This window comes from Flavobacterium sp., assembly GCF_043778725.1.
Taxonomy (GTDB): domain Bacteria; phylum Bacteroidota; class Bacteroidia; order Flavobacteriales; family Flavobacteriaceae; genus Flavobacterium.
This window is the reverse complement of the sequence record NZ_JAYWFT010000068.1, coordinates 60,028-81,082: the sequence shown is the minus strand read 5'-3', so window position 1 is coordinate 81,082 and position 21,055 is coordinate 60,028. Positions and strand designations below refer to the sequence as shown.

The window sequence follows — 21,055 nt, the reverse complement described above, 5'->3', positions numbered from 1 at the left end:
ATTAGCTTATTATTAACCAAGTAATTAAATCAAAGTTATCAAAATTAAATTTCGTTGAAACGTTTCCTTCAATTTTGAGTTTTTCGAGTGTTTCTTTCGGATTGGTTTTTAATTTATTTATTAAATCTAAACCTGCATTTGATATTACTTCTATTTTTGTGCCGTCTTCTAATTCTTTTTCTGCTTTTGCCTGATTGTTTATCCAATTTTTCAACGCATTACTTAATATATTAATGGCTTCAGTATCGCCACTTTCAATTTTTGGGTCAATAGCTCTTGGTAAAGTATAGTTTTTATTGAGTTGCTCCAAAATGACCTTTTGATTGTTTGAAATTTGATTTCCTTGCAAATCAATGTAAATCAATTCATATGAAAGATAACTTGTTTCTGGATTGTATTTTTTTTGTGCGGGATAACCTAAAAGCGAAATAATACCAGGTTGCATCTCAGTATTATTCTCAATTTTAATTCCAGAGAAAACACCATTAGGCATATTTTCAAATTCCTTTTTCTTTTGGTTTAGCATATTTTGTAAAAGCTGACGGTAATTATCAAAAGAAAAATCATCAAATCCTAATGTTTGTTCGCCATCAATATCTTGCATTGTGGTTTCCATTTGACGTAACATATTGGCATTTTGTTGGTCTTCAAGTTTGTCAGCTTCTGCCAATTCATTAAATTCATCTGTAAATTCATCAATAACTTCTGAACCTGATATTTTCATTATCGCCATTCTTTTTTCTACTCTTTCTTTTAATCTGATGTAACCATCAATATCTTTTGCTGGCCAAAAATTTATGGTTTGTATTTCGCTATTTGGCGAACCAATACGATCAATACGCCCAACACGTTGTATCACACGAACTGGGTTCCAATGAATGTCATAATTGATAACCATATCAGCATCTTGCAAGTTTTGCCCTTCACTTAATACATCAGTAGCAATTAGAATGTCAATTTGATTTTCTAATTTATATAATGTTTTTGGTTCGTTATCTTGAATGTATTTTTGCCATTCTTGATAACATTCCTTATCCGATAAATGAATGCTTGATGGTTCAAAATTAGTCCAGTTTTTTTCTTTAAATAATTTAGTATAAGGTGCAAAACGTTCTAAAACATTTTCGTGTTTTTTGCTAGATTTTGTTTCGTTCCAAACTTTATTTTCATCACCAGAAACCATTGCTAAATTTGAAAAACCTCTAGCAGCTAATTGATTGAATAGATATTCAACAGTATCTTTATAAACAGAAAAAATAACAATTTTTTTGTTGCTTGTTTTCTGCTTTTCTTTAACAATAGTAAGTAGCTCGTCTAATTTAGTATCAATTGACTTTAAATCTTTTTCGGGTTTGAATTTTTCTTCAAATTCTAATAATGCTCTACGAATGTTACCTAAAATAATTTTGTCTTTGTTAATTGCTTTTTTAAAATCATCGAGGTTGTTAGCATCATCAATAGATTTTAGACTTATTGCTGTTTTTTTGCCTAAAGAAAGACTATCTAATAATTGTAATTCTTCTTCGTCTTGTTCGGTTAAAACATCATTTATAAATTCTACCTCATCAATTATAATAGTTTGCTTTTCTTTAATTTCTTGGTATTGATTAATTTTTTTAATAGCATTGTCGTGATGATTGTAAATTCTGTCAACTGTAATTTGAAATGAACACCAAGAACTTTCTAGTCGTTTGAGCATCAAAATCATCATCATTTTTACAAGGAAATGCTCTCTTTGTACATCGTTCTTTAAAACTTCATCTTTCTCGGCTTTAATTCCTTTTTTCTTCTTATCCGCCTTTTCTTTGGCTAGTCTTTTTCGTTCCTCTTTGGAAATTGTGTAATATGATGGTTGATAAGCCGATAAATTCAATTTGAAGTTATCCATAAATTCCGCAAAGTTTTCTACATCGCCAAATTGAAGAGGAGTTTTGAATATGTTTATCGGTTTTTTGTGAACAGGAAATGAAAGTGTATTATCGAAATTTGCTTTCACATTTTTACGAGTTCGTGCCACTAACAAATGATCTGTTAATCTAAAAAAAGCACTGTCTTTTATTTTGCTATGAAATTCAGATAGCTTTGCTCCAGGTTCTGCACTCCATTTATTAAATACAGTTTGAATTTCTCTAAAAGTACTTTCGATATTGTTTACATCTAAACTTTCTTTAAATCCTGTATTTTCGCCTTTAGTCATCAATTTGAATTGATTTCTAATGTCCTTGAATGAATTATTGATTGGTGTAGCCGATAGTAAAAGTATTTTTATATCTCCTTTAGATTGTTGTAATATTTCTTCGATTAAATATTTGTAACGGCCGGATTTATCGTTTCTTAAATTGTGACTTTCATCTATTACCAGTAACTTGGATTTATCATTTAATAAGTATTGCAAGAAGTTATCATTAAAACCACCTATTCTTAAATCGGTATGAAACTTTACATCGAAATCTAATTTATCCTCTTCAAAAATAGAATTGTTTTTTTTAATGTATTGCTTCCAGTTTTGTTCTAATTTTTTTGGACAAAGCAACAATACATCAGCTTTGTGCTGAAACGATTTCATAACTGCTAATGCACTCCAAGTTTTTCCCAAACCAACAGCATCTGCTAGAATAGCGCCGTTGTATTTATTCAACATTCTGATAAGACTATTTACACCACCTTTTTGAAAATCGTATAGTTTATTATATACAATTGTATCTTCTAACTTTATTAATTGTTTTTCAACTTCGGGATTGTCCTTTTCTTTGTTGAATAATTCAAATAAGATTTTATAATAAATTTGCTCTGGAGAATAAACTTCAAAAAGCTTTGAGATTTCGTCTATTAGATATTGCTTAAAATCTTTTTGAGAAAGTTTACCATTTTCATCAATTAATGTTTTTTTAGAATGTGCTTGTGGTCTATTCCATAAATCATTAAACCAATCTATTAATTCTTTGTATTGATTGTTATTTCCTGTTTCGGCAATGTTTAATTCTACATTACTTGTTGTTTTTTGACCAATTCCTGCTTCGGTTAAATTGGAACTTCCAGAAATAAAATAATGGTTTCTATCGTCATTTTTAGCTGTTTTTAAATATAATTTTGCGTGACAGAAATTAGGTTCAAGAGTTTTAGCCACTACTTTGTCTAATTCAAGAAAACTAACTGCCTCTTTAGCTAATCTGTTTAACTGAAAAGAAGTGTCAATATCAATGCTTTCATTTAATAAATCTAATGCTTTTATTTTTTTATCAAAGTTTACTATGTCTCCCAAAACAAAACGATAGTTTTCTATTTTATCATTGGTGCTTTTAGACAAATATGCTAATGCGCCAATAGTAAAATATCCAGTAACTACATCTAGTGTTCCTTCTTCATTGTATTTTGTAATCCATTCGTGGACTTTAAGTTTCTGGTTTTCGTTGTCTATAATCATATATTACTGGTTAGAATTTTAACCATTCAAACGTACCAAAAATAAATCATTTTAACAAGAATTAACTAGGTAGTTTTACGTGATTTTCACTTAATTTAAAGTAAACATTTTTTAAATATTAAATGCACTGATATATTTTAATAAAAAACCACATTTTAAAAAATGTGGTTGAATTGTTTTCTCGTTAAAACCTAATTTTAAAAGAATTGTAAAAATGAAGTTCCAAACTTAATACTAATCATACCTCCATATTCAATTTTATTGAAGTCATCATTGCCTAAAGTTCGAATACTTACAAAAGGAGTGATACCAATTTTTATATTCTTAGCATTATCCATTGAGGGATAAAAGAAAACCCAGTTTTCAAATCTTAATCTGTTAATGTTGTTAAAAGGACTGTTAGTATCCTTTTTACCATTCATATCATAATATATTGTTGGTGCGTAGCTAAAATTTCCTTTACCAGAATATATTTGAAGCGAAAATGCTGGAGAAAATGTTGATTTAGAATTAGGTGCACCAATTATTAAATTACTTGTAGTTGTTATTCCGTTACTATTTATTGGATTAACAATTCCAACCTCATTTGCCGATTTCCAATCATATGAATATCTTACTCTAAATTGAGGTGAATATTGAAATGCATTTACAGCACCTTTTGAAAAAAAACCTATATACTTAAGTTCAAAAGAATATGAATCTTTTGTTGGTTTTTCTTCATATGTTTTATTGGCCGTTGGATAATATTTATAAATAGCAGAACCATATTCAAATTGAGTATTAATAGAGTGTCTGGAGATTGAACCACTAGCAGCTGTATTGTCGAATGTATATTGTACTGCCAAAATACCTTTCCAAGTTGAAGTAAATCTATCAATTTGTAATACATTTTCTGTTTTATTAGTTAGCGGTAATCGAATACTTGGTCTCAAAGTGAAAGAATCACCTATTTTTGCAATTTTAACACCTCCAATATCTACAGAATCTATTGAATTCCATATAAATTCTGGGCCTACTTCTATATTTCCTTCTTTGATTGATGTCATACCGTTTACATAAGGTAATATTTCAAATTTTGCCTCTTGTGAATAACTCATAAACGAGTATAGGGCAAAAAAACTATAAAGTAATTTCTGTTTCATAATAACCTCCTTGTAATTTAAGTGTTAAACTTTGATCATCTGCCGTTCCTGGTAAATCTATACCTAATTTAAATGTTGCATCATTTATACCAACAACTCTTATTTTTACTCTAATTTGTGCATCAGGAATTAGTCCTGTCCATGTTCTTTTGGAAGTCCCATCTGACTGAATCACTTTTACTCCATTTATGAAAGCATAAAATAAGGTTATGGATCCTGAATTGGTTTCAAGACTCAAAGTAAATTTTCTAGTAGCTTCCATTGCAAGTTTTAAATTTTGTTTTTTTGCCATACTATTTATTGTTAGATATTAATAATAATTACTTAAATCAAAGATCACTTTAAATTATTAACCATACATCCCTACAAATGGGTATTTTAACCTAGTAATCAGCACTATAAAACAATTTACTAAAACACGCAAAAACCTCAAGCAATTTAGATTACTTGAGGTTTTTGCGTGTTTATCAATACCATTACAGGATTTAAAAACTACTTTTTTAACGTTAACTACTGCTTGTTTGTATTTGCCTTTGGTTAAAATTTATCGTTGCTTCAGATGAAAGTAGTCCACTATTGGTATTACATTAATTCCATAACAAACCTTTGAGGTTTGAATATAATTTTACAAAAGTTGGACGTTGTTTGTAGATAAAAGTGGTATTAGCGTTTGATGAACTTTTCGGTTATTGTACCTTTTTCTAGTTCTATGGTGATAAAATAGGTGCCACTTTTTAAGTCGGATACATCTATATTTTCCTGAAAATTATTGAATTTTTTTACCAATTGTCCAATAGTGTTGTGTATGGATATTGATTTAAGTTGTATGGTATCAGGATTAATAATAGTCAAATTATTTTGGGTTGGATTGGGAAACAAAATCAAATGGCTTGAAGCAAAATCAGCATTTGAAAATGTATTTTGAGGAATAACAGTCGAACAGCTTGCTCCAGTATAAACAACAACATTTCCGGTAGCATTGAAACTGAAATTATTGTAAGACAGGTTGTTTTGCTCTCCATTATCTAAACAAATAGATTGTAAATGTGGGTTGTTTTCTATGACGAATCCGAAATACAATAAATCGGGATCACTATAGGTATAGACGTTATTTTTAACATTGATAGTTTGAAGATTCGCATTGTAACGGCACGTTAATTGTTGAACAGTCGATAGCGAACAATCCAAATTGGTAATCCATGTGTTTGACACAGTTAAATGATTTAAACTGGATAAATTATCTAGGTTTAATGTGCTAATTGGGTTGTTGCTAACAATTAATTGAAAAATAATGTTAGTGCTTGGAAAATTAATGACAGGAATTTGATTGGAAGAAAAATCTAAATACGTCATTAAAGATAAATTACTAATGTTTAAGCTAGTTAGCATGTTGTTGGCACAGCTCAATTCGTTTATTTGATTTACAGTTCCTAAATTAATGGATGTTAAAAGATTAGAATCGCAAACACAATTTTTTATACTTGGAGTGTTACTAAAATTTAGTGAAGGAATCATGTTATTGCTGCACCATAAATTTTCTAAAGAGGAATTGTTATTAAAAGTCAAAGAATTTAATTGATTATCATGAATGCTTATGGTTGTTAAATTAGTTAAATTATCAATGTTTATATTGGTTAGCAGATTATTATAAATTGACAATTCTTTTAAGGCTACCAATCCAGTGATGTTACAATTTGAAATATTATTTTCACCGGCGTTAATGTATTCTAAATTTAGTAAGCCTTGTAAATTCAGCGATGTGATGCTGTTACCAAAACAATTTAAATTTTTAAGATTTAGAAAGTTTTGAATTCCGTTCAAGTTAACAATATCGTTTGTTGTATTTAAAAAAGGCGACCATAAATACAATTCAGAAACATTTAAAGCTTCGGAAACTTGAATTTCGTTATCGGCATTCGTGTCTACTACAATACCATTTCCAAAACTATTTTTTGCAATTCCGTTGCTGGTATTTGACGCAAGAAGTTTGTTTTTAAAATTCACATCAGAAAACACAATTGTCTGAGCGTTTCCAATTAAACAAAATCTAAGCATTAAAAAAAGTAAAATTTTGTTCATAACGGTATAATTTACAAACAAATATACTGATTTTTTGTACTGGTATTGTCAACGAAATTGTTTTTTGACATTGAATTTGATTTTTGATATTATAATTGAAATTGAATTCGTAAATTTGTGCAACTTTTATAAAACACACAAAAATATATAACATGAGTTCATTTGACGTAGTCATTATAGGTTCAGGTCCAGGCGGATATGTTTCGGCAATTCGTTGTGCACAATTGGGTTTTAAAACCGCAATTATAGAAAAATATTCAACGCTTGGTGGCACTTGCCTTAATGGAGGTTGTATTCCATCAAAAGCACTTTTAGCATCCTCACATCTTTACGAAGAATTACAACATTTTGCTGACCACGGAATTGAAGTTTCGGGCGAAGTAAAAGTAAATCTTGAGAAAATGATTGCACGCAAACAAGCGGTTGTAGATCAAACTTCTGGCGGTGTTAAATTTTTAATGGATAAAAATAAAGTTACTGTTTTCGAAGGATTAGGTTCGTTTGAAGATGCAACACATGTAAAAGTTTCCAAAGCTGATGGAACTTCGGAGGTTATTGAAGCTAAAAATATCATCATTGCAACAGGTTCTAAACCATCAAATCTTCCTTTCATTAAAATTGATAAAGAACGAATTATAACATCAACAGAAGCATTAAAATTGCCAGAAGTTCCTAAACATTTAGTAATTATTGGTGGTGGCGTTATCGGAATCGAATTGGGACAAGTGTATTTACGTCTTGGTGCACAAGTTTCGGTAGTAGAATATATGGACCGAATTATTCCGGGAATGGATGCTGGTTTGTCTAAAGAATTGACCAAAGTATTGAAAAAACAAGGAATGAAATTCTACGTTTCTCACAAAGTAAAATCGGTAGCAAGAAATGGCGATGTAGTAACTGTTCAAGCTGAGAATGCTAAAGGTGAAACGATTACTGTGGAAGGTGATTATTCGTTGGTTTCTGTTGGTCGTCGTCCTTATACAGACGGACTTTCGGCAGATAAAGCTGGTGTAAAAATCACAGATAGAGGAATGGTAGAAGTAAACGATCATTTACAAACTAATGTTCCAAATATTTATGCAATTGGCGATGTAGTTCGTGGCGCAATGTTGGCACACAAAGCCGAAGAAGAAGGAACTATGGTTGCTGAAATTTTGGCTGGTCAAAAACCACATATCGATTATAATTTGATTCCCGGAGTAGTTTATACTTGGCCAGAAGTTGCAGCTGTTGGTAAAACAGAAGAACAATTAAAAGCGGATGGAATTGAATATAAAACAGGTAGTTTCCCATTCAAAGCATTGGGAAGAGCAAGAGCAAGTAGCGATACTGACGGATTTGTAAAAATTTTAGCTGATGCTAAAACTGATGAAGTTTTAGGTGTTCACATGATTGGTGCTCGTTGTGCCGATTTAATTGCCGAAGCCGTAACCGCTATGGAATTTAGAGCCAGTGCCGAAGATATTTCTAGAATGTCACATGCGCATCCAACATTTGCAGAAGCAATTAAAGAAGCTGCTTTGGCTGCTACTGATAATAGAGCGTTGCACGTATAAAACGAAAATCACAATATTTTAAATCCCAAATTCCAAAAATGTTTAATTGCAATTTGGGATTTTTTTTTAAGCTGTAAACAAATGTTTATAACTGTTCCAATTAGTATAAATCAGGAACAAATTCCCTACAAATAAGGCAGCTGCAATTGGAGTTCCTTCGGGCATCATAAATGCGTTAATTAATAAAATATTCAAGGTAACTGGAACTGCAATTATAGCTCCAATCTTCATGAATTTTCCAGTAACAAAAGTTAAACCTGCAATAAGTTCGACGACTTTAGCTAGTGGCATTAAATAGCCAGAAGCGGCAATACCTTCATTAAAAGTTTTCATATTTCCAGTAAATGCTGGTTCGGGCATTAAATGAAAAAAATAAGATATCGAAGCAAATAATAGTAATGCTCCTAAAAGTAAACGAACAATAATTGTTGCGATTCGCATAGTTATATAAATTTATTGGTTAGTATTTCAAAGATACTCTATATTTAAAATAATAAAACCACTACAAATGAGTGGTTTATTAACATAGTTTTCAAATGTTATTTTTTTATAAATTTCTTGTATCCTATAAATCCTAGAAAACCGATTAAACCAAATGGCCAAAGTACGGCAAGAAACGAAAGGATTTCTTCAAGTATAAACCATCCAGTTTTTATAGAATCCCAAAGTTGCAATCCAATATTTGGTCGGTAGGCATTAACACTTTTTTCGTTTGCAATCATTTCTTGTTTAATCGTTTGATCTTGATAAATTAATAACGTTAATGTACTAAAGTTTACTTGGTCTTGAAGGGATAAATTTTCAATTGTTTTGGTATCATTAGCTTCTTTTTTAGTGCCTAAATTTTCTTCGGCATCAATAATTTGCGTAAGTTTTTTGCCTTTGGTATCAATTGCAGTGGCAATTCTTTTTTCGGTACTGGAACTTCTTTTTTGAGCCATTTTATTGGATAACATTTGTAAAGTCACATCATCAGCTTTAATCACTCGATAATTAAGAAATCCAATTTGAGATGCAATAGTTTTAATTACAGTATCCAATTGAGTGTTCGGAACTCGAATCGTCAAATTATTTTCAACAGTAAATTTTGTTGTAACCAAAGTGCTGTCGGGACTAACTTTGGTTTTATCTTCATCTGCAATGTTGCTTTGTAGGTTGGTATAGGTTACAAATCCGCCAAATTTGTTGGTTGCATCTTCAACGATTGTAGTAGATTTTGCTACATTTTTGACTTTAAATTTAATGTCGGCTGTTCTCACAAATTTCCTATTACTGTTCTTTGGTTGTGCCGCAGCCGAGGAAGAAATTACACTCGTAGTGTCTGAATTTTCAGCAACTGATTTGTCTAATGTTGCGTCACTCGCATTCTCAGATTGTGCTTGTTTGCACGAAATTGCCATGCCAATAAAAAGCAAAGCCACTACTAATTTGGTTTTTTTGATCATAAAAATTGGTTTTAAAGTTATTATTTAGATAATAGTATTCAACTGTATGTTTATAAGTAATTTTATTATCAATAATAAAGAGTTTTTAAAATGAATTTTTATGATAATTTTAAGTATCTAAAAATCGTGCCAAAAAATCATCCAACTTAAATTTAGCTTAAAATATATTTTATCGTAATTTTGAAAAATAAATTATTTCTTTTGAGAACAATCATTTCTAAGACTATTGAAAACACTTCCGAATTTAAACAGCAACTTTTGTTGTGGGCAAATCAGTTTCGAGAAGTTATTTTTTTAGATTCTAATTCCTATAATCAAAAGTATTCAAGTTACGATTGCGTACTTGCCGTTGATGCTTTAACGTCAATTAAAACCGATTACGAAAAAGCTTTTGAAGATTTACATCAATACCAAAGTCAAGCTAGAGATTGGATTTTTGGTTATTTATCGTACGATTTAAAAAATGATATTGAAGATTTAAAATCGGATAATTATGATGGATTGCACTTTCCTGATTTGTTTTTTTTTCAGCCTAAAAAGATATTTTTATTGAAAGAAAATCAATTAGAAATTCAGTATTTGACTATGTGTGATGACGAAATTGAAGAAGATTTTGAAGAAATTAATCAGTGTTCCGTTTTTAGTTTTCTGTCTTCCAAAATCAATGTTAATCAGCGAATTTCTAAAGAAAACTACATATCTAAAGTTTCTAAAATGCTCGAGCACATTCATCTTGGCGCTATTTATGAAGCTAATTTTTGTATGGAATTTTATACCGAGAATGCCCAAATAGAACCTTTAGAAATTTATAGAAAGCTAAACCAAATTTCAGAACCTCCATTTGCGGTTTATTTTAAAAACAATACGAATTATTTGCTGTCGGCATCGCCCGAACGTTATTTGAAAAAGGAACATCAGAAAGTAATTTCGCAACCTATAAAAGGAACTTCCAAGCGGTCATTAAACTTGGATGAAGATGAAGCATCAAAAAATAATTTGCAAAACAATCAAAAAGAACGTTCAGAAAACATTATGATTGTTGATTTAGTGCGTAACGATTTGTCTAAAACCGCCACAAAAGGGTCGGTTGAAGTAGCAGAGTTGTGTCAAATTTACACCTTCAAACAAGTGCATCACATGATTTCTACAATAGTTTCTAACGTAGAACATACAACTTCACCAATTGAAATTTTGAGAACGACTTTTCCAATGGGAAGTATGACTGGTGCGCCAAAGATTTCGGCCATGACTATTATTGAAAATCTTGAAGAAACCAAACGCGGATTGTACAGTGGCGCAGTGGGTTATTTTACTCCCAATGGCGATTTTGATTTTAATGTGGTCATTCGAAGTATTTTGTATAATTCTGACAATCAGTATCTTTCTTTTTCTGTTGGAAGCGCCATAACCTCTTTGTCTGAACCAGAAAATGAATATGACGAATGTTTGTTGAAAGCCAAAGCTATGTTTGAGGTTTTGAGTTAAATAAATTCCTTACTTTTGAAAATGCTTAACAAACTTCAAAAACATTTATCCTCAAATTTTGCTTTTCTAAACGAGAAGAAGTTGTTTTTGGCTGTTAGTGGTGGCATTGATAGCATTGTTTTACTAGATTTATTTCACAAATTGAATTATGAAATTGCCGTTTTACATTGTAATTTTTCTCTTAGAAATTTAGAAAGTGATGGCGATGAATATTTTGTAAAGGCGTTTTGTGACGAAAAAAATATTCCAATTTTCATTCAGAAATTTGACACCAATCAATTTGCATCCGATTATAAATTATCAACACAACTAGCTGCTAGAAAGCTACGTTATGATTGGTTTTATGAACAATTACGCGAACAGAATATCGATTATATTTTGACGGCACATCATTTGGACGACAGTTTAGAAACCTTTTTAATCAACCTAACTCGCGGAACAGGATTGGAAGGTTTAACAGGAATTCCAGCTCAAAACGATAAAATTATTCGTCCGTTGTTGCCTTTTTCAAGACTTGAAATTGAGAATTATGCTAATGAAAATAACATTTCATGGAGAGAAGATTCTAGTAATGCATCAGATAAATATTTAAGAAATAAAATTCGACATGATGTAGTACCAGTTTTGAAAGAATTGAATGTCAATTTGCTTGCTTCCTTTCAAAATACTTTAGACAACTTACAGCAATCGCAATCGTTGGTTGATGACGCGACCAATTTGGTTCATAAAATTGCTGTTGAGAATGATGGAAATCAATTGAAAATCAATTTGAATGAATTGCTAAAGTTGCCCAATTACAAAGCGTATTTGTACCAATGGCTCAAAGAATTTGAATTTACATCTTGGAATGATATTTATGATTTGGTTGTGGCACAATCGGGCAAACAAGTCTTTTCTGAAAACTATATTTTGTTGAAAGATAGGGATTTTTTAATCCTTTATGGTAAAGAAAACGTAAGTATTGAAGCGGTATTTTTTATTGATAAAAACCAAAAAGACGTTAAAATTCCCTTAAATATTGCGCTTTGTAACCTAGATGACATTTCTGTTACCGATTCAAATAGTATCTTTGTGGATGAAGATCAATTGAAGTTTCCGCTGACTATTAGAAAATGGCAAGAAGGCGATTATTTTTATCCGATAGGAATGCAAGGCAAAAAGAAATTGAGCAAGTATTTTAAAGATGAAAAAATGTCTTTACTTGATAAATCAAATCAATGGATTTTATGTTCTGATAATCAGATTGTTTGGGTTATTGGTAAACGTCAAGACGATCGATTTAAAATTACAAATAAAACAACAAACAAACTACATATAAAACTAAACTAATGAAGAAATTATTTTTTGTGCTCTTGGCTTTTTTAGCTTTTGCAACTGGAAATTCACAAATAAAAAAACCAGTAAAATGGACTTCTAAAACCGAGAAGATTTCTGATACCGAATTCAATTTGATAATGAGTGCCACAATTGAAGACGGTTGGCATGTCTATTCCCAATTTACTCCAGATGACGGACCACTTCCAATATCATTAACCTTTAAAAACCAAAAAGGAAACTTTGAATTGGTTGGAAAAGCTAAAGAAAGTCCTTATAAAAAACATTTCAATACCGATTTTGGAGTTGACGAATACTATTTTGAAAACAAATTTACCTTAACACAAAAGGTAAAAATCACCAACCCAAAAACTAGTAAAATTGTTGCTAATGTTGATTTTCAGGTGTGTTTGACACAATGTATTAATGACAATGTTGACTTTAATTTTGATATTCCAGTTTCTGCCAAAGCGGCCGCAATTGTTCCAACAACTGTAGATACTTCTAGGGTTGAAACTACCTTTCCTGTTGATACAGTAAAACCTGAAGTGAAAGAAGTTAAGAAAACCGCAGCAATTTCTGAACCCATAAAAGCAGCGAAAAAAGGACTTTGGACTATATTTTTTCTTGCCTTTCTAGGAGGATTTGCCGCATTGTTAACGCCTTGTGTTTTTCCAATGATACCAATGACGGTTAGTTTTTTTACAAAACAAAGTAAAAATCCGGCGCAAGGAAAACGCAATGCTATACTTTTCGGGATATCAATTATAGCGATCTATGTAATTTTAGGATTGGCTATCAACGCTATTTTTGGTGCCGATGCTTTGAATGCACTTTCAACAAACGTATGGTTTAACGTGATTTTCTTTTTGTTATTAGTAGTTTTTGCAGTATCCTTTTTGGGAGCTTTCGAAATTATGTTGCCTAATTCTTGGGCAAATAAAGTAGATAGACAAGCAGATAAAGGTGGTGTTATAGGAATTTTATTTATGGCTTTGGCTTTGGCAATTGTTTCGTTTTCGTGTACTGGTCCAATTGTAGGGACACTTTTAGTAGAATCGGCATCCAAAGGTGGTATTGCTCCAGTGATAGGAATGTTAGGATTTTCTACGGCTTTGGCTTTGCCATTTATGTTGTTTGCCTTGTTTCCGAGTTGGATGCAATCGTTACCAAAATCTGGTGGTTGGTTAAATACCGTTAAGGTTTCGCTAGGATTTTTAGAATTGGCGTTTGCTTTCAAATTTTTATCCAATGCCGATTTGGTATTGCAATTGCATTATTTTGAAAGAGAAACCTTTTTATCCATTTGGATTGCTATTTTTGGAACTTGGGCAATTTACTTGTTAGGAAAAATAACGTTGCCACACGATTCTCCATTAGCACATATTTCGGTAGGAAGATTAGGATTGGCATTGCTAGTTTTGGCTTTCACATTCTATATGATTCCAGGTCTTTTTGGTGCGCCACTAAAATTGATTAGTGCTTTTACGCCACCACAAACTTATAGCGAAAGTCCAAGAGGATTTATGGGTACATCCAATGGCGATCAAAAATTGCCAGATGGAGCAGAGTTTGGTCCAAACGGATTGGTGATTTTTACAGATTACGAAAAAGGTTTGGCGTATGCAAAGGAAGTTAAAAAACCAATTTTATTAGACTTTACAGGTCATGCGTGCTCCAATTGTAGAAAAATGGAAAACAACGTTTGGACAGATGAAAACGTTTCTAAAATCTTGAAAAATGATGTGGTTTTAATTTCGTTATTTGCAGATGATAAACGTCCGTTGCCAAAAGAGGAACAATTTATTTCTAAATCTACAGGATCAGAAATTGAAACTATTGGCGATAAATGGACCGATTTAATGATTACAAAATTTAAAACCAATACACAACCGTTGTATGTTGTAGAAGATTTGGAAGGCAATAATCTTAATCCAAATAAACCAACAACAAGTTACGATCCCGATGTAAAATTATACGAAAATTGGTTGAAAGAAGGCGTTGCTAATTTTAAATAATTAGACTATTTAAGATCATAAAAAAACCATTTACTTCATTTTGTAAATGGTTTTTTTTATGCAAATTAGAATTTTATTTATTCAGATAAATTGTAAAAGTAGTTCCTTTATTGATTTCGGATGCAACTTCGATGGAACCCAATTTATCGACAATTTTTTTTACGGTTGATAAACCTAAACCTGTACCATAATTTCCAAATCTATCTTTGATATTTAAGATTTTGAATGACTCATAAATTTCATTGAGATTCTCTGATTTCATTCCGATGCCATTATCAGCAACTTTAATTATGTATTGATTGGAGTCTGATTTAAAATCGATATTTATTTCAGATATCTCCTTGTCGTTGTATTTAATTCCGTTTCCTACTAAGTTTAGAAGTATTTGAATTAAACCATATTTATTGGTTTTAATTAGTTGGTAATCAGATGAAAAATTAATTTTTACATTTGAATTTACATGAAGTAATGATTTTATTTCCTCAATTAAATCGGTTATAACAATTTCGTCTTTTTCGTTTAAATCAATACTATCTGTTTTATAAAAATTTAATAAACCGTCAATATAATTCTTCAATTGAATAGAACATTCTTCAATTAGATTAAAATAGTCTTCATTTTCATTGTTGATGGCCTCCGATGCATTTTCTTTAATGATACCAATAAGTGAAATAATGTTGTTTAAAGGCGATTTCATATCATGAGAAATGACACTTGCAAATTTCTCTAACTCGGAATATCTAAGTAATAAGTACTCATTATTTTGAGCTAAACTTTTAAATTTTTTTCTAAGTTCAAATAATTTTGATGTTTGCTCTGCAAGTATTTCTAAAGATATAATTTGTCTTTCTGTCAATGTTTTATTCACAGAATCGATGACGCATAGTGTACCCAAGATAATTCCGGTGTCTTTATCTTTTATGGGTACGCCGGCATAAAATCCTTCGTTGGTTAAACCATTAATGAGTCCAACTTTTTTAAAGTCATCATCTTCCATCACTTTTTCTACAACAATTGTTTTACTAGATTTTTCAATTGCAATAGAGCAAAAGGAACTTTCTTTGGAACTTTCCTCATTAGACACACCAATTTTAGATTTAAACCATTGTCTGTCAGCATCAATCAACGTAATAGTAGAAATGGGAGTGTTACAAAGAGTTGAGGCTAAAAAAGTTATATTATCAAATTCTACTTCGGGCTTAGTATCAAGTAAATCATAACTTTTAAGGATTCTTAAACGTTGTTCTTCAATATTTTTCATTTTATTTATTAGTAGGTATTTTATATACGTAAAATTAAGGTTAATGGTTTGAATGTGGCTTTCGTTTGTATTTTATTTAACCATTTATATTTTTTTTCAATATTTTATATATATTTGCATCATTATAAGCCATTTAAAAAGTATAAGCCATGTTAGTAAAAGTATTTGGAAGCGCCGTCTTTGGCGTTGAAGCCACTACAATCACCGTAGAAGTAAATATTGATAAAGGTATTGGGTACCATCTTGTAGGTTTACCTGATAATGCCATAAAAGAAAGCAGTTACCGTATTGCTGCAGCACTGAAAAACAACGGATACCAACTTCCGGGAAAGAAAATCACTATAAATTTGGCTCCAGCCGATTTGCGAAAAGAAGGTTCAGCCTACGATTTAACTTTGGCAATTGGAATTCTTGCTGCATCGGGACAAATAAAATCAGACGAAGTTGCTCTATATGTCATTATGGGTGAATTGTCGCTTGATGGCGGATTGCAACCTATAAAAGGAGCATTATCAATTGCAATTAAAGCTCGTGAAGAAGGATTTAAAGGTTTTTTTCTGCCAAAACAGAACGTAAAAGAAGCCGCAGTTGTAGATGGATTGAACGTTTACGGAATTGAAAACGTAACCGAAGTAATTGATTTCTTTGAAGGAAAAGGAACTATTGAGCCAACAATTATTGATACACGCGAAGAATTTTATAAAGAATTGGATTTTCCCGAATTTGATTTTGCCGATGTAAAAGGTCAAGAATCTATAAAAAGATGTATGGAAATTGCTGCTGCTGGCGGACACAATATTATATTAATTGGTCCACCAGGTTCAGGAAAAACTATGCTTGCCAAGCGATTGCCAAGTATTTTACCTCCAATGACCTTGAAAGAAGCATTAGAAACTACAAAAATCCACTCTGTTGCCGGAAAAATTAAAGATGCCGGATTGATGAGTCAGCGACCTTTTAGAGCGCCACATCATACTGCGAGTTCTGTTTCACTAGTTGGTGGCGGAAGTTATCCACAACCAGGAGAGATTTCTTTGTCACACAATGGCGTTTTGTTTCTTGACGAGTTGCCAGAGTTTAAACGCGAAGTTCTTGAAGTAATGCGTCAACCGTTAGAAGATAGAGAAGTTACAATTTCTAGAGCAAAATTTACGATTACTTATCCATCATCGTTTATGTTGGTTGCTAGTATGAATCCGAGTCCTAGTGGTTATTTTAATGATCCAGATTCACCACAAAGTTCTTCACCACATGAAATGCAACGGTATTTAAGTAAAATTTCGGGACCACTTTTAGACAGAATAGACATTCATATAGAGGTTACTCCAGTGCCGTTTGACAAACTTACTGAAACGCGTAAAGCTGAAAGCAGTGTAGAAATTAGAAAGCGCGTAACTGCAGCAAGAGAAATTCAGACCAAACGATTTGAAGCTTTTGACAACATTCATTACAATGCACAAATGAGTTCTAAGCAAATTAGAGAATATTGTGCTCTTGACGCAGCATCGTTGCAATTGTTAAAAACGGCTATGGAAAAATTAAATTTATCTGCAAGAGCTTTTGACAGAATATTGAAAGTTGCCCGAACGATTGCCGATTTAGAAAATACAGCAATTGTTGTTTCCTATCATATTGCCGAAGCTATTCAATACAGAAGTTTGGATAGAGATGGTTGGTTGGGATGATTTTTTTAGAAAATTGAGTAGAAATTTTTTGTGTTGTTGGAATTTGGTTATATTAGATGCGTGTATATATCAATTAGGCAACATTTTATGACACTAATAAATTTATGAAGAATATTATATTTTCTTTAGTTGCTTTTATTGTTTTCGGTTGTGGTAAAAGTAAATCTTCCTCAGACATTTTTTCTACATCAAAAATTGTAAACTTATCTGAAAAAGAATTGAAGATTGAAGTTCAATATGACCGAACCCAAATAGAAAAAAAATATGGTAAAAACTCATATCAAATGGGTACTTTTTCAATGGAAAATTATCCTCAAATATCATTCGACAGAAAGAACTTAATATCCAAAGTAATGCTGAAACCAAAGGACTCAGTGATGATTGAATATGTTAACTCAGAAAAGCCGAATTTTGAAATTTTGAAAATGATTAAAATTTACTCAGTACCGAAAAGATTAATTCTCAGTAACAGAAAAGAAATGTATAAAGTATTTACTGAAAAAAACAACAAGATGTTTATATTGGAAATAAAATAAAAACTTCACCTTACAGCCGTTTCCCACAATTGTGAATTTTCAGGAATTCACGTTTGCGTTTCACAATATTTTTTTCTTAAACAGAAAACAAGCATTTCCGGACCACGCAACTTTGTAAAGAGTTTTAATGTTGACAGTAATAATAGAAAACTAAAATAAAAATTAACGATTGGAATTTTTACTTAGAAGAGAAAAGAAACTATGTCAAAAATATGATTCGTTGAGTAAACCAATTAACAAAGATTTGAAAGTTGGAATTTCAGCAGATTTGTATTTGGAGACGTTAAATGGTTTGCGTCATAATTCAGAAGACGGAACAACAGGTTGGTTTATTTGGTCAGGAAAATTTGAAGAAAGAGACGATTTCTTTAAACCAATTTGTGCAGAACATTTATTGAAACTCAAACCCGAAGTACTTAAATATTTAGGTTTGGACATTGGTTTTAGATTTCTAATTGGAAAAGACAATTATGAAGATGTGTGGTTTGACAAAAAAATAAGTAATGTATAATGAACGCCAACTCTGGTTTTGCGCAAACATCACTTTTCATATAAAATCCTCAAAACATAAAAGACAAACAGAAACATTTTTGAAAGTTTCAAATCCATTAAAAATTATGTAAATCAAGCAAATCGATAATATCGTGCTCCAACAAGAACTGGATTTTCTTTTTCTATATAATCTAAAACAAACTCGTTTTTGGGTTGCAAGACTGGCTGGTTTCTTTCTTTTTTGTGAAGTGAAATGTAGGTTCCAAAATCTATTTCGGTACTTTTATCTAATGTTTCAAAAAGTTGTGTTATGGCTATGACCGACTTCCAATTTTCTTCAACTTGGGCTTCAAATACTTTTGACTTAGAGCCACTTCCGTAAGCGATAAATCCGAATTTTTTGTGGGTTAAATTAGTATCGTTTTGAAAATGAAAGCACAATGTAGATAGCATTCCTAAGAAAATAGAACCTGTGTACATGTTGCCAACTTGTCCAGATGCAATTTCTGACGGAAAGATGGTTTGGTTCACAAACGCTACATATTCTGGTGATTTAGCAATAATTTTTATATCGTCGGTCAAGTTGTTTTCTTTAGCATAAATTTCTACAAATGTTCTTCTTGCTTGAAAACAATAGGGTAGGTGCATCAAGATATTTTCCCAGTTTTGGTATAAATTGTTGGATTGATTGGTAATTTCTTTATAATGATTGTATGCTTCAGTAATTCGATTTATATAACATTGATTGGAATAGTGACCGTCAAAAACGGGTTGTTCTTTATAGAATGCTACTTCGTTTTCTAAAATACCAAACCATTCGGGGTTGTTGGTGGTGTTTAGAATTTCATCTTTAGAAACATAACGTCTTGGTTTAAAGAAATCAAAAACACCTTGTGATGAAATTCCTACTTCTTGCGAGAACGATAAAACTCTTGGATTGGCAGTAATAAGCATGGCAATTGCGCCTGCACCTTGTGTGTATTCGCCAGTAGAATTTAAATCGTATTTGGCATTGTCGGTTGCTACTACAATTGCTTTTTTGGTTGGGTTTAGTCTTATAAAATCTAAATTTGTTTGTAACGCATCTACTGCGCCAATACAGGCAAAGGTCATGTCTGTTACATCACAGTAGCGAAAAGTTCTGTCGCCTAGTTGTTGTTCTAGAAGTTGAATTATGTAGGATGCAATTGGCTTGGAGGAATCAACTGCGCTTTCTGTTCCTACATAAATTCGGGCAATATCTTTGGGGTTTAAATTTTCTTGTAGGATGAGTTTATAGACTGCATTGGCTGCAAATGTGACTACGTCTTGGTTTACATCTGGAAAACTCATTTTGTGTAATCCTAAACCTTTTATTAGTTTTTCGGGTTCGATATTACGGTTTTCAGCTAGAGTTTTTATGGGTAAATGTAACTTGGGTATGTCAAATGTTATGCTGTCAATTCCTACTTTCATTGTTGTTGTTTTTAGCAAATTTAATATTTGAATGTTTATTTTGGATTGAACATTTTATAAATATTACTTATTGTATTACGATTTATGAATGTGATAAAAAAGAGGGTTTATTTTTTAGATATTGTTATTATTTTGCACGAAATAGCCCAGATAGGAGTGTAAAGCAAAAGGCTAGAAGATAACTAATTTTTCATAAAAAAAAGAGCGACCAACGGAAGCTCCTTTATTTTATAGAAAAATGTTTTCTTGTAGTGTTTTCTTGAAACGGATAGCTGGATTGGCTCTTAAAGATTAAAACCTGCTTCTTTAAAGGTGTTTCCTTGGTTAATATCGCCTGTTGCAAAGCCTTTTTTGAACCAATATTTTCTTTGTTCGGATGTTCCGTGTGTGAAGGTATCGGGTTCTACATGACCTTGCATTTTACTTTGAATGGCGTCGTCACCAACGGCTTGTGCGGCAGAAAGTGCTTCGTCTATATCGCCAACTTCAAGGTATTTATTGTTGTATTTGGCCCATACACCGGCGTAGAAATCGGCTTGAAGTTCTAGGCAAACGGATAGTTTATTGGCTTCTGCTTCTGACAATCCTTGTTGTGCTTGGCGCATTTTGGTTGATGTTCCTAGCAGTGTTTGAATGTGGTGTCCAACTTCGTGTGCAATTACGTAGGCTGTTGCAAAATCGCCACCTTGTGCGCCAAAACGTGTTTTTAGTTCTTTCATGAATTCTAGATCCATATAAACTTTTTTATCACCAGGACAATAAAATGGTCCAGATGCAGATGTTGCGCTACCGCAAGCTGTTTCTACTGCGTCCGAGAATAATACCATTTTTGGTTGTTCATATTCTAGATTGTTTTCTTGAAATATTTGTCCCCAGGTGTCTTCTGTGTAGGCAAAAATTGTTTTGGCAAAATCGCCAGTTTCTTTTTGTTCGGGAGTTAGTTCGGCTGTTTCTCCTGTTTGTTCGGTTTGTTTTCCTTGGTTCATTTGCTCCAAGACAGGTGTAAGCATTTTGGCATTTTCGCCACCAAAGAGGTTAAGTAATAGTATTACAATACCTATTATTCCACCACCAACTACTGCTTTTCCTCCGCCAGACATTCCGCGTCTGTCTTCTACATTGTCACTTTGACGATTACCAATCCATTTCATACTTTAGTTTTT

16 protein-coding genes are annotated in these 21,055 nt (G+C 31.8%); 7 read left to right on the top strand and 9 right to left on the bottom strand.

Translation table 11 applies throughout. The features are described from left to right. Window position 1: 1 nt before the first annotated feature. The 4 genes from ACH2CG_RS06030 to ACH2CG_RS06015 form a co-directional block, all read right to left on the bottom strand. Entirely contained in the window at window positions 2–3,424 is a 3,423-nt protein-coding gene (locus ACH2CG_RS06030; protein WP_395063212.1) for a helicase-related protein, read from the bottom strand. A 197-nt stretch (window positions 3,425–3,621) separates the two neighbouring features. Next, entirely contained in the window at window positions 3,622–4,566 is a 945-nt protein-coding gene (locus tag ACH2CG_RS06025) for a hypothetical protein (RefSeq protein ID WP_395063210.1), read from the bottom strand. Then, on the bottom strand, window positions 4,544–4,858 hold the full coding sequence (locus ACH2CG_RS06020; protein ID WP_395063208.1) for a hypothetical protein: 315 nt from the start codon (window positions 4,856–4,858) through the stop codon (window positions 4,544–4,546). Before ACH2CG_RS06020 ends, ACH2CG_RS06025 begins: the two co-directional genes overlap by 23 nt. Window positions 4,859–5,229: 371 nt before the next feature. Beyond that, window positions 5,230–6,645, bottom strand: coding sequence for a T9SS type A sorting domain-containing protein (locus ACH2CG_RS06015; protein ID WP_395063206.1), 1,416 nt, complete (start codon window positions 6,643–6,645; stop codon window positions 5,230–5,232). A 152-nt stretch (window positions 6,646–6,797) separates the two neighbouring features. Here ACH2CG_RS06015 and lpdA point away from each other — a divergent pair, with 152 nt between their 5' ends. Further along, a complete protein-coding gene (gene lpdA / locus ACH2CG_RS06010; RefSeq protein ID WP_395063204.1) occupies window positions 6,798–8,201 on the top strand; it encodes a dihydrolipoyl dehydrogenase in 1,404 nt (467 codons plus the stop codon). Between the two features lie 66 nt (window positions 8,202–8,267). Here the strand turns inward: lpdA and ACH2CG_RS06005 are convergent, their stop codons facing one another. After that, on the bottom strand, window positions 8,268–8,642 hold the full coding sequence (locus tag ACH2CG_RS06005; protein ID WP_395063202.1) for a DoxX family membrane protein: 375 nt from the start codon (window positions 8,640–8,642) through the stop codon (window positions 8,268–8,270). 98 nt (window positions 8,643–8,740) lie between these two features. Next, complete coding sequence (locus ACH2CG_RS06000) at window positions 8,741–9,646, bottom strand: DUF4349 domain-containing protein (protein ID WP_395063200.1); 906 nt, start codon at window positions 9,644–9,646, stop codon at window positions 8,741–8,743. A gap of 201 nt (window positions 9,647–9,847) precedes the next feature. On the opposite strand from ACH2CG_RS06000, the gene ACH2CG_RS05995 reads away from it, so the two are divergent. The 3 genes from ACH2CG_RS05995 to ACH2CG_RS05985 are packed head-to-tail and all read left to right on the top strand — an operon-like array spanning window position 9,848 to window position 14,463. Further along, window positions 9,848–11,131 (top strand): anthranilate synthase component I family protein, encoded by a 1,284-nt coding sequence (locus tag ACH2CG_RS05995; RefSeq protein WP_395063198.1) that lies wholly within the window; start codon window positions 9,848–9,850, stop codon window positions 11,129–11,131. A gap of 21 nt (window positions 11,132–11,152) precedes the next feature. Continuing rightward, the gene (tilS, locus tag ACH2CG_RS05990) at window positions 11,153–12,460 is read left to right on the top strand and encodes a tRNA lysidine(34) synthetase TilS (protein WP_395063196.1); all 1,308 of its coding nucleotides are present in this window, start codon (window positions 11,153–11,155) and stop codon (window positions 12,458–12,460) included. Beyond that, window positions 12,460–14,463 (top strand): cytochrome c biogenesis protein CcdA, encoded by a 2,004-nt coding sequence (locus ACH2CG_RS05985; protein ID WP_395063194.1) that lies wholly within the window; start codon window positions 12,460–12,462, stop codon window positions 14,461–14,463. Before tilS ends, ACH2CG_RS05985 begins: the two co-directional genes overlap by 1 nt. A gap of 73 nt (window positions 14,464–14,536) precedes the next feature. On the opposite strand, the gene ACH2CG_RS05980 is transcribed toward ACH2CG_RS05985, so the two are convergent. Further along, complete coding sequence (locus ACH2CG_RS05980; protein ID WP_395063192.1) at window positions 14,537–15,724, bottom strand: ATP-binding protein; 1,188 nt, start codon at window positions 15,722–15,724, stop codon at window positions 14,537–14,539. 149 nt (window positions 15,725–15,873) lie between these two features. On the opposite strand from ACH2CG_RS05980, the gene ACH2CG_RS05975 reads away from it, so the two are divergent. The 3 genes from ACH2CG_RS05975 (at window position 15,874) to ACH2CG_RS05965 (ending at window position 18,456) form a co-directional block, all read left to right on the top strand. After that, a complete protein-coding gene (locus tag ACH2CG_RS05975; RefSeq protein ID WP_395063190.1) occupies window positions 15,874–17,409 on the top strand; it encodes a YifB family Mg chelatase-like AAA ATPase in 1,536 nt (511 codons plus the stop codon). Between the two features lie 104 nt (window positions 17,410–17,513). Then, complete coding sequence (locus ACH2CG_RS05970; protein ID WP_395063188.1) at window positions 17,514–17,945, top strand: hypothetical protein; 432 nt, start codon at window positions 17,514–17,516, stop codon at window positions 17,943–17,945. A gap of 169 nt (window positions 17,946–18,114) precedes the next feature. Continuing rightward, window positions 18,115–18,456 carry a hypothetical protein gene (locus ACH2CG_RS05965; RefSeq protein WP_395063186.1) on the top strand — a complete coding sequence of 114 codons (342 nt, stop codon included), beginning with the start codon at window positions 18,115–18,117 and terminating at the stop codon, window positions 18,454–18,456. A 113-nt stretch (window positions 18,457–18,569) separates the two neighbouring features. Here the strand turns inward: ACH2CG_RS05965 and ACH2CG_RS05960 are convergent, their stop codons facing one another. Together ACH2CG_RS05960 and ACH2CG_RS05955 are read right to left on the bottom strand one after the other, a co-directional pair. Beyond that, window positions 18,570–19,892 (bottom strand): hydroxymethylglutaryl-CoA synthase family protein, encoded by a 1,323-nt coding sequence (locus ACH2CG_RS05960; protein ID WP_395063184.1) that lies wholly within the window; start codon window positions 19,890–19,892, stop codon window positions 18,570–18,572. Window positions 19,893–20,176: 284 nt separating this feature from the next. Then, window positions 20,177–21,043 (bottom strand): neutral zinc metallopeptidase, encoded by an 867-nt coding sequence (locus ACH2CG_RS05955; RefSeq protein ID WP_395063182.1) that lies wholly within the window; start codon window positions 21,041–21,043, stop codon window positions 20,177–20,179. Window positions 21,044–21,055: the final 12 nt, after the last annotated feature.

Bases quoted from the DNA above. Each gene is read 5' to 3' on its own strand.
- ACH2CG_RS06030 (WP_395063212.1), bottom strand. From the start codon at position 3,424: ATGATTATAGACAACGAAAACCAGAAACTTAAAGTCCACGAATGGATT.
- ACH2CG_RS06025 (WP_395063210.1), bottom strand. From the start codon at position 4,566: ATGAAACAGAAATTACTTTATAGTTTTTTTGCCCTATACTCGTTTATG.
- ACH2CG_RS06020 (WP_395063208.1), bottom strand. From the start codon at position 4,858: ATGGCAAAAAAACAAAATTTAAAACTTGCAATGGAAGCTACTAGAAAA.
- ACH2CG_RS06015 (WP_395063206.1), bottom strand. From the start codon at position 6,645: ATGAACAAAATTTTACTTTTTTTAATGCTTAGATTTTGTTTAATTGGA.
- lpdA (WP_395063204.1), top strand. From the start codon at position 6,798: ATGAGTTCATTTGACGTAGTCATTATAGGTTCAGGTCCAGGCGGATAT.
- ACH2CG_RS06005 (WP_395063202.1), bottom strand. From the start codon at position 8,642: ATGCGAATCGCAACAATTATTGTTCGTTTACTTTTAGGAGCATTACTA.
- ACH2CG_RS06000 (WP_395063200.1), bottom strand. From the start codon at position 9,646: ATGATCAAAAAAACCAAATTAGTAGTGGCTTTGCTTTTTATTGGCATG.
- tilS (WP_395063196.1), top strand. From the start codon at position 11,153: ATGCTTAACAAACTTCAAAAACATTTATCCTCAAATTTTGCTTTTCTA.
- ACH2CG_RS05985 (WP_395063194.1), top strand. From the start codon at position 12,460: ATGAAGAAATTATTTTTTGTGCTCTTGGCTTTTTTAGCTTTTGCAACT.
- ACH2CG_RS05980 (WP_395063192.1), bottom strand. From the start codon at position 15,724: ATGAAAAATATTGAAGAACAACGTTTAAGAATCCTTAAAAGTTATGAT.
- ACH2CG_RS05975 (WP_395063190.1), top strand. From the start codon at position 15,874: ATGTTAGTAAAAGTATTTGGAAGCGCCGTCTTTGGCGTTGAAGCCACT.
- ACH2CG_RS05970 (WP_395063188.1), top strand. From the start codon at position 17,514: ATGAAGAATATTATATTTTCTTTAGTTGCTTTTATTGTTTTCGGTTGT.
- ACH2CG_RS05960 (WP_395063184.1), bottom strand. From the start codon at position 19,892: ATGAAAGTAGGAATTGACAGCATAACATTTGACATACCCAAGTTACAT.
- ACH2CG_RS05955 (WP_395063182.1), bottom strand. From the start codon at position 21,043: ATGAAATGGATTGGTAATCGTCAAAGTGACAATGTAGAAGACAGACGC.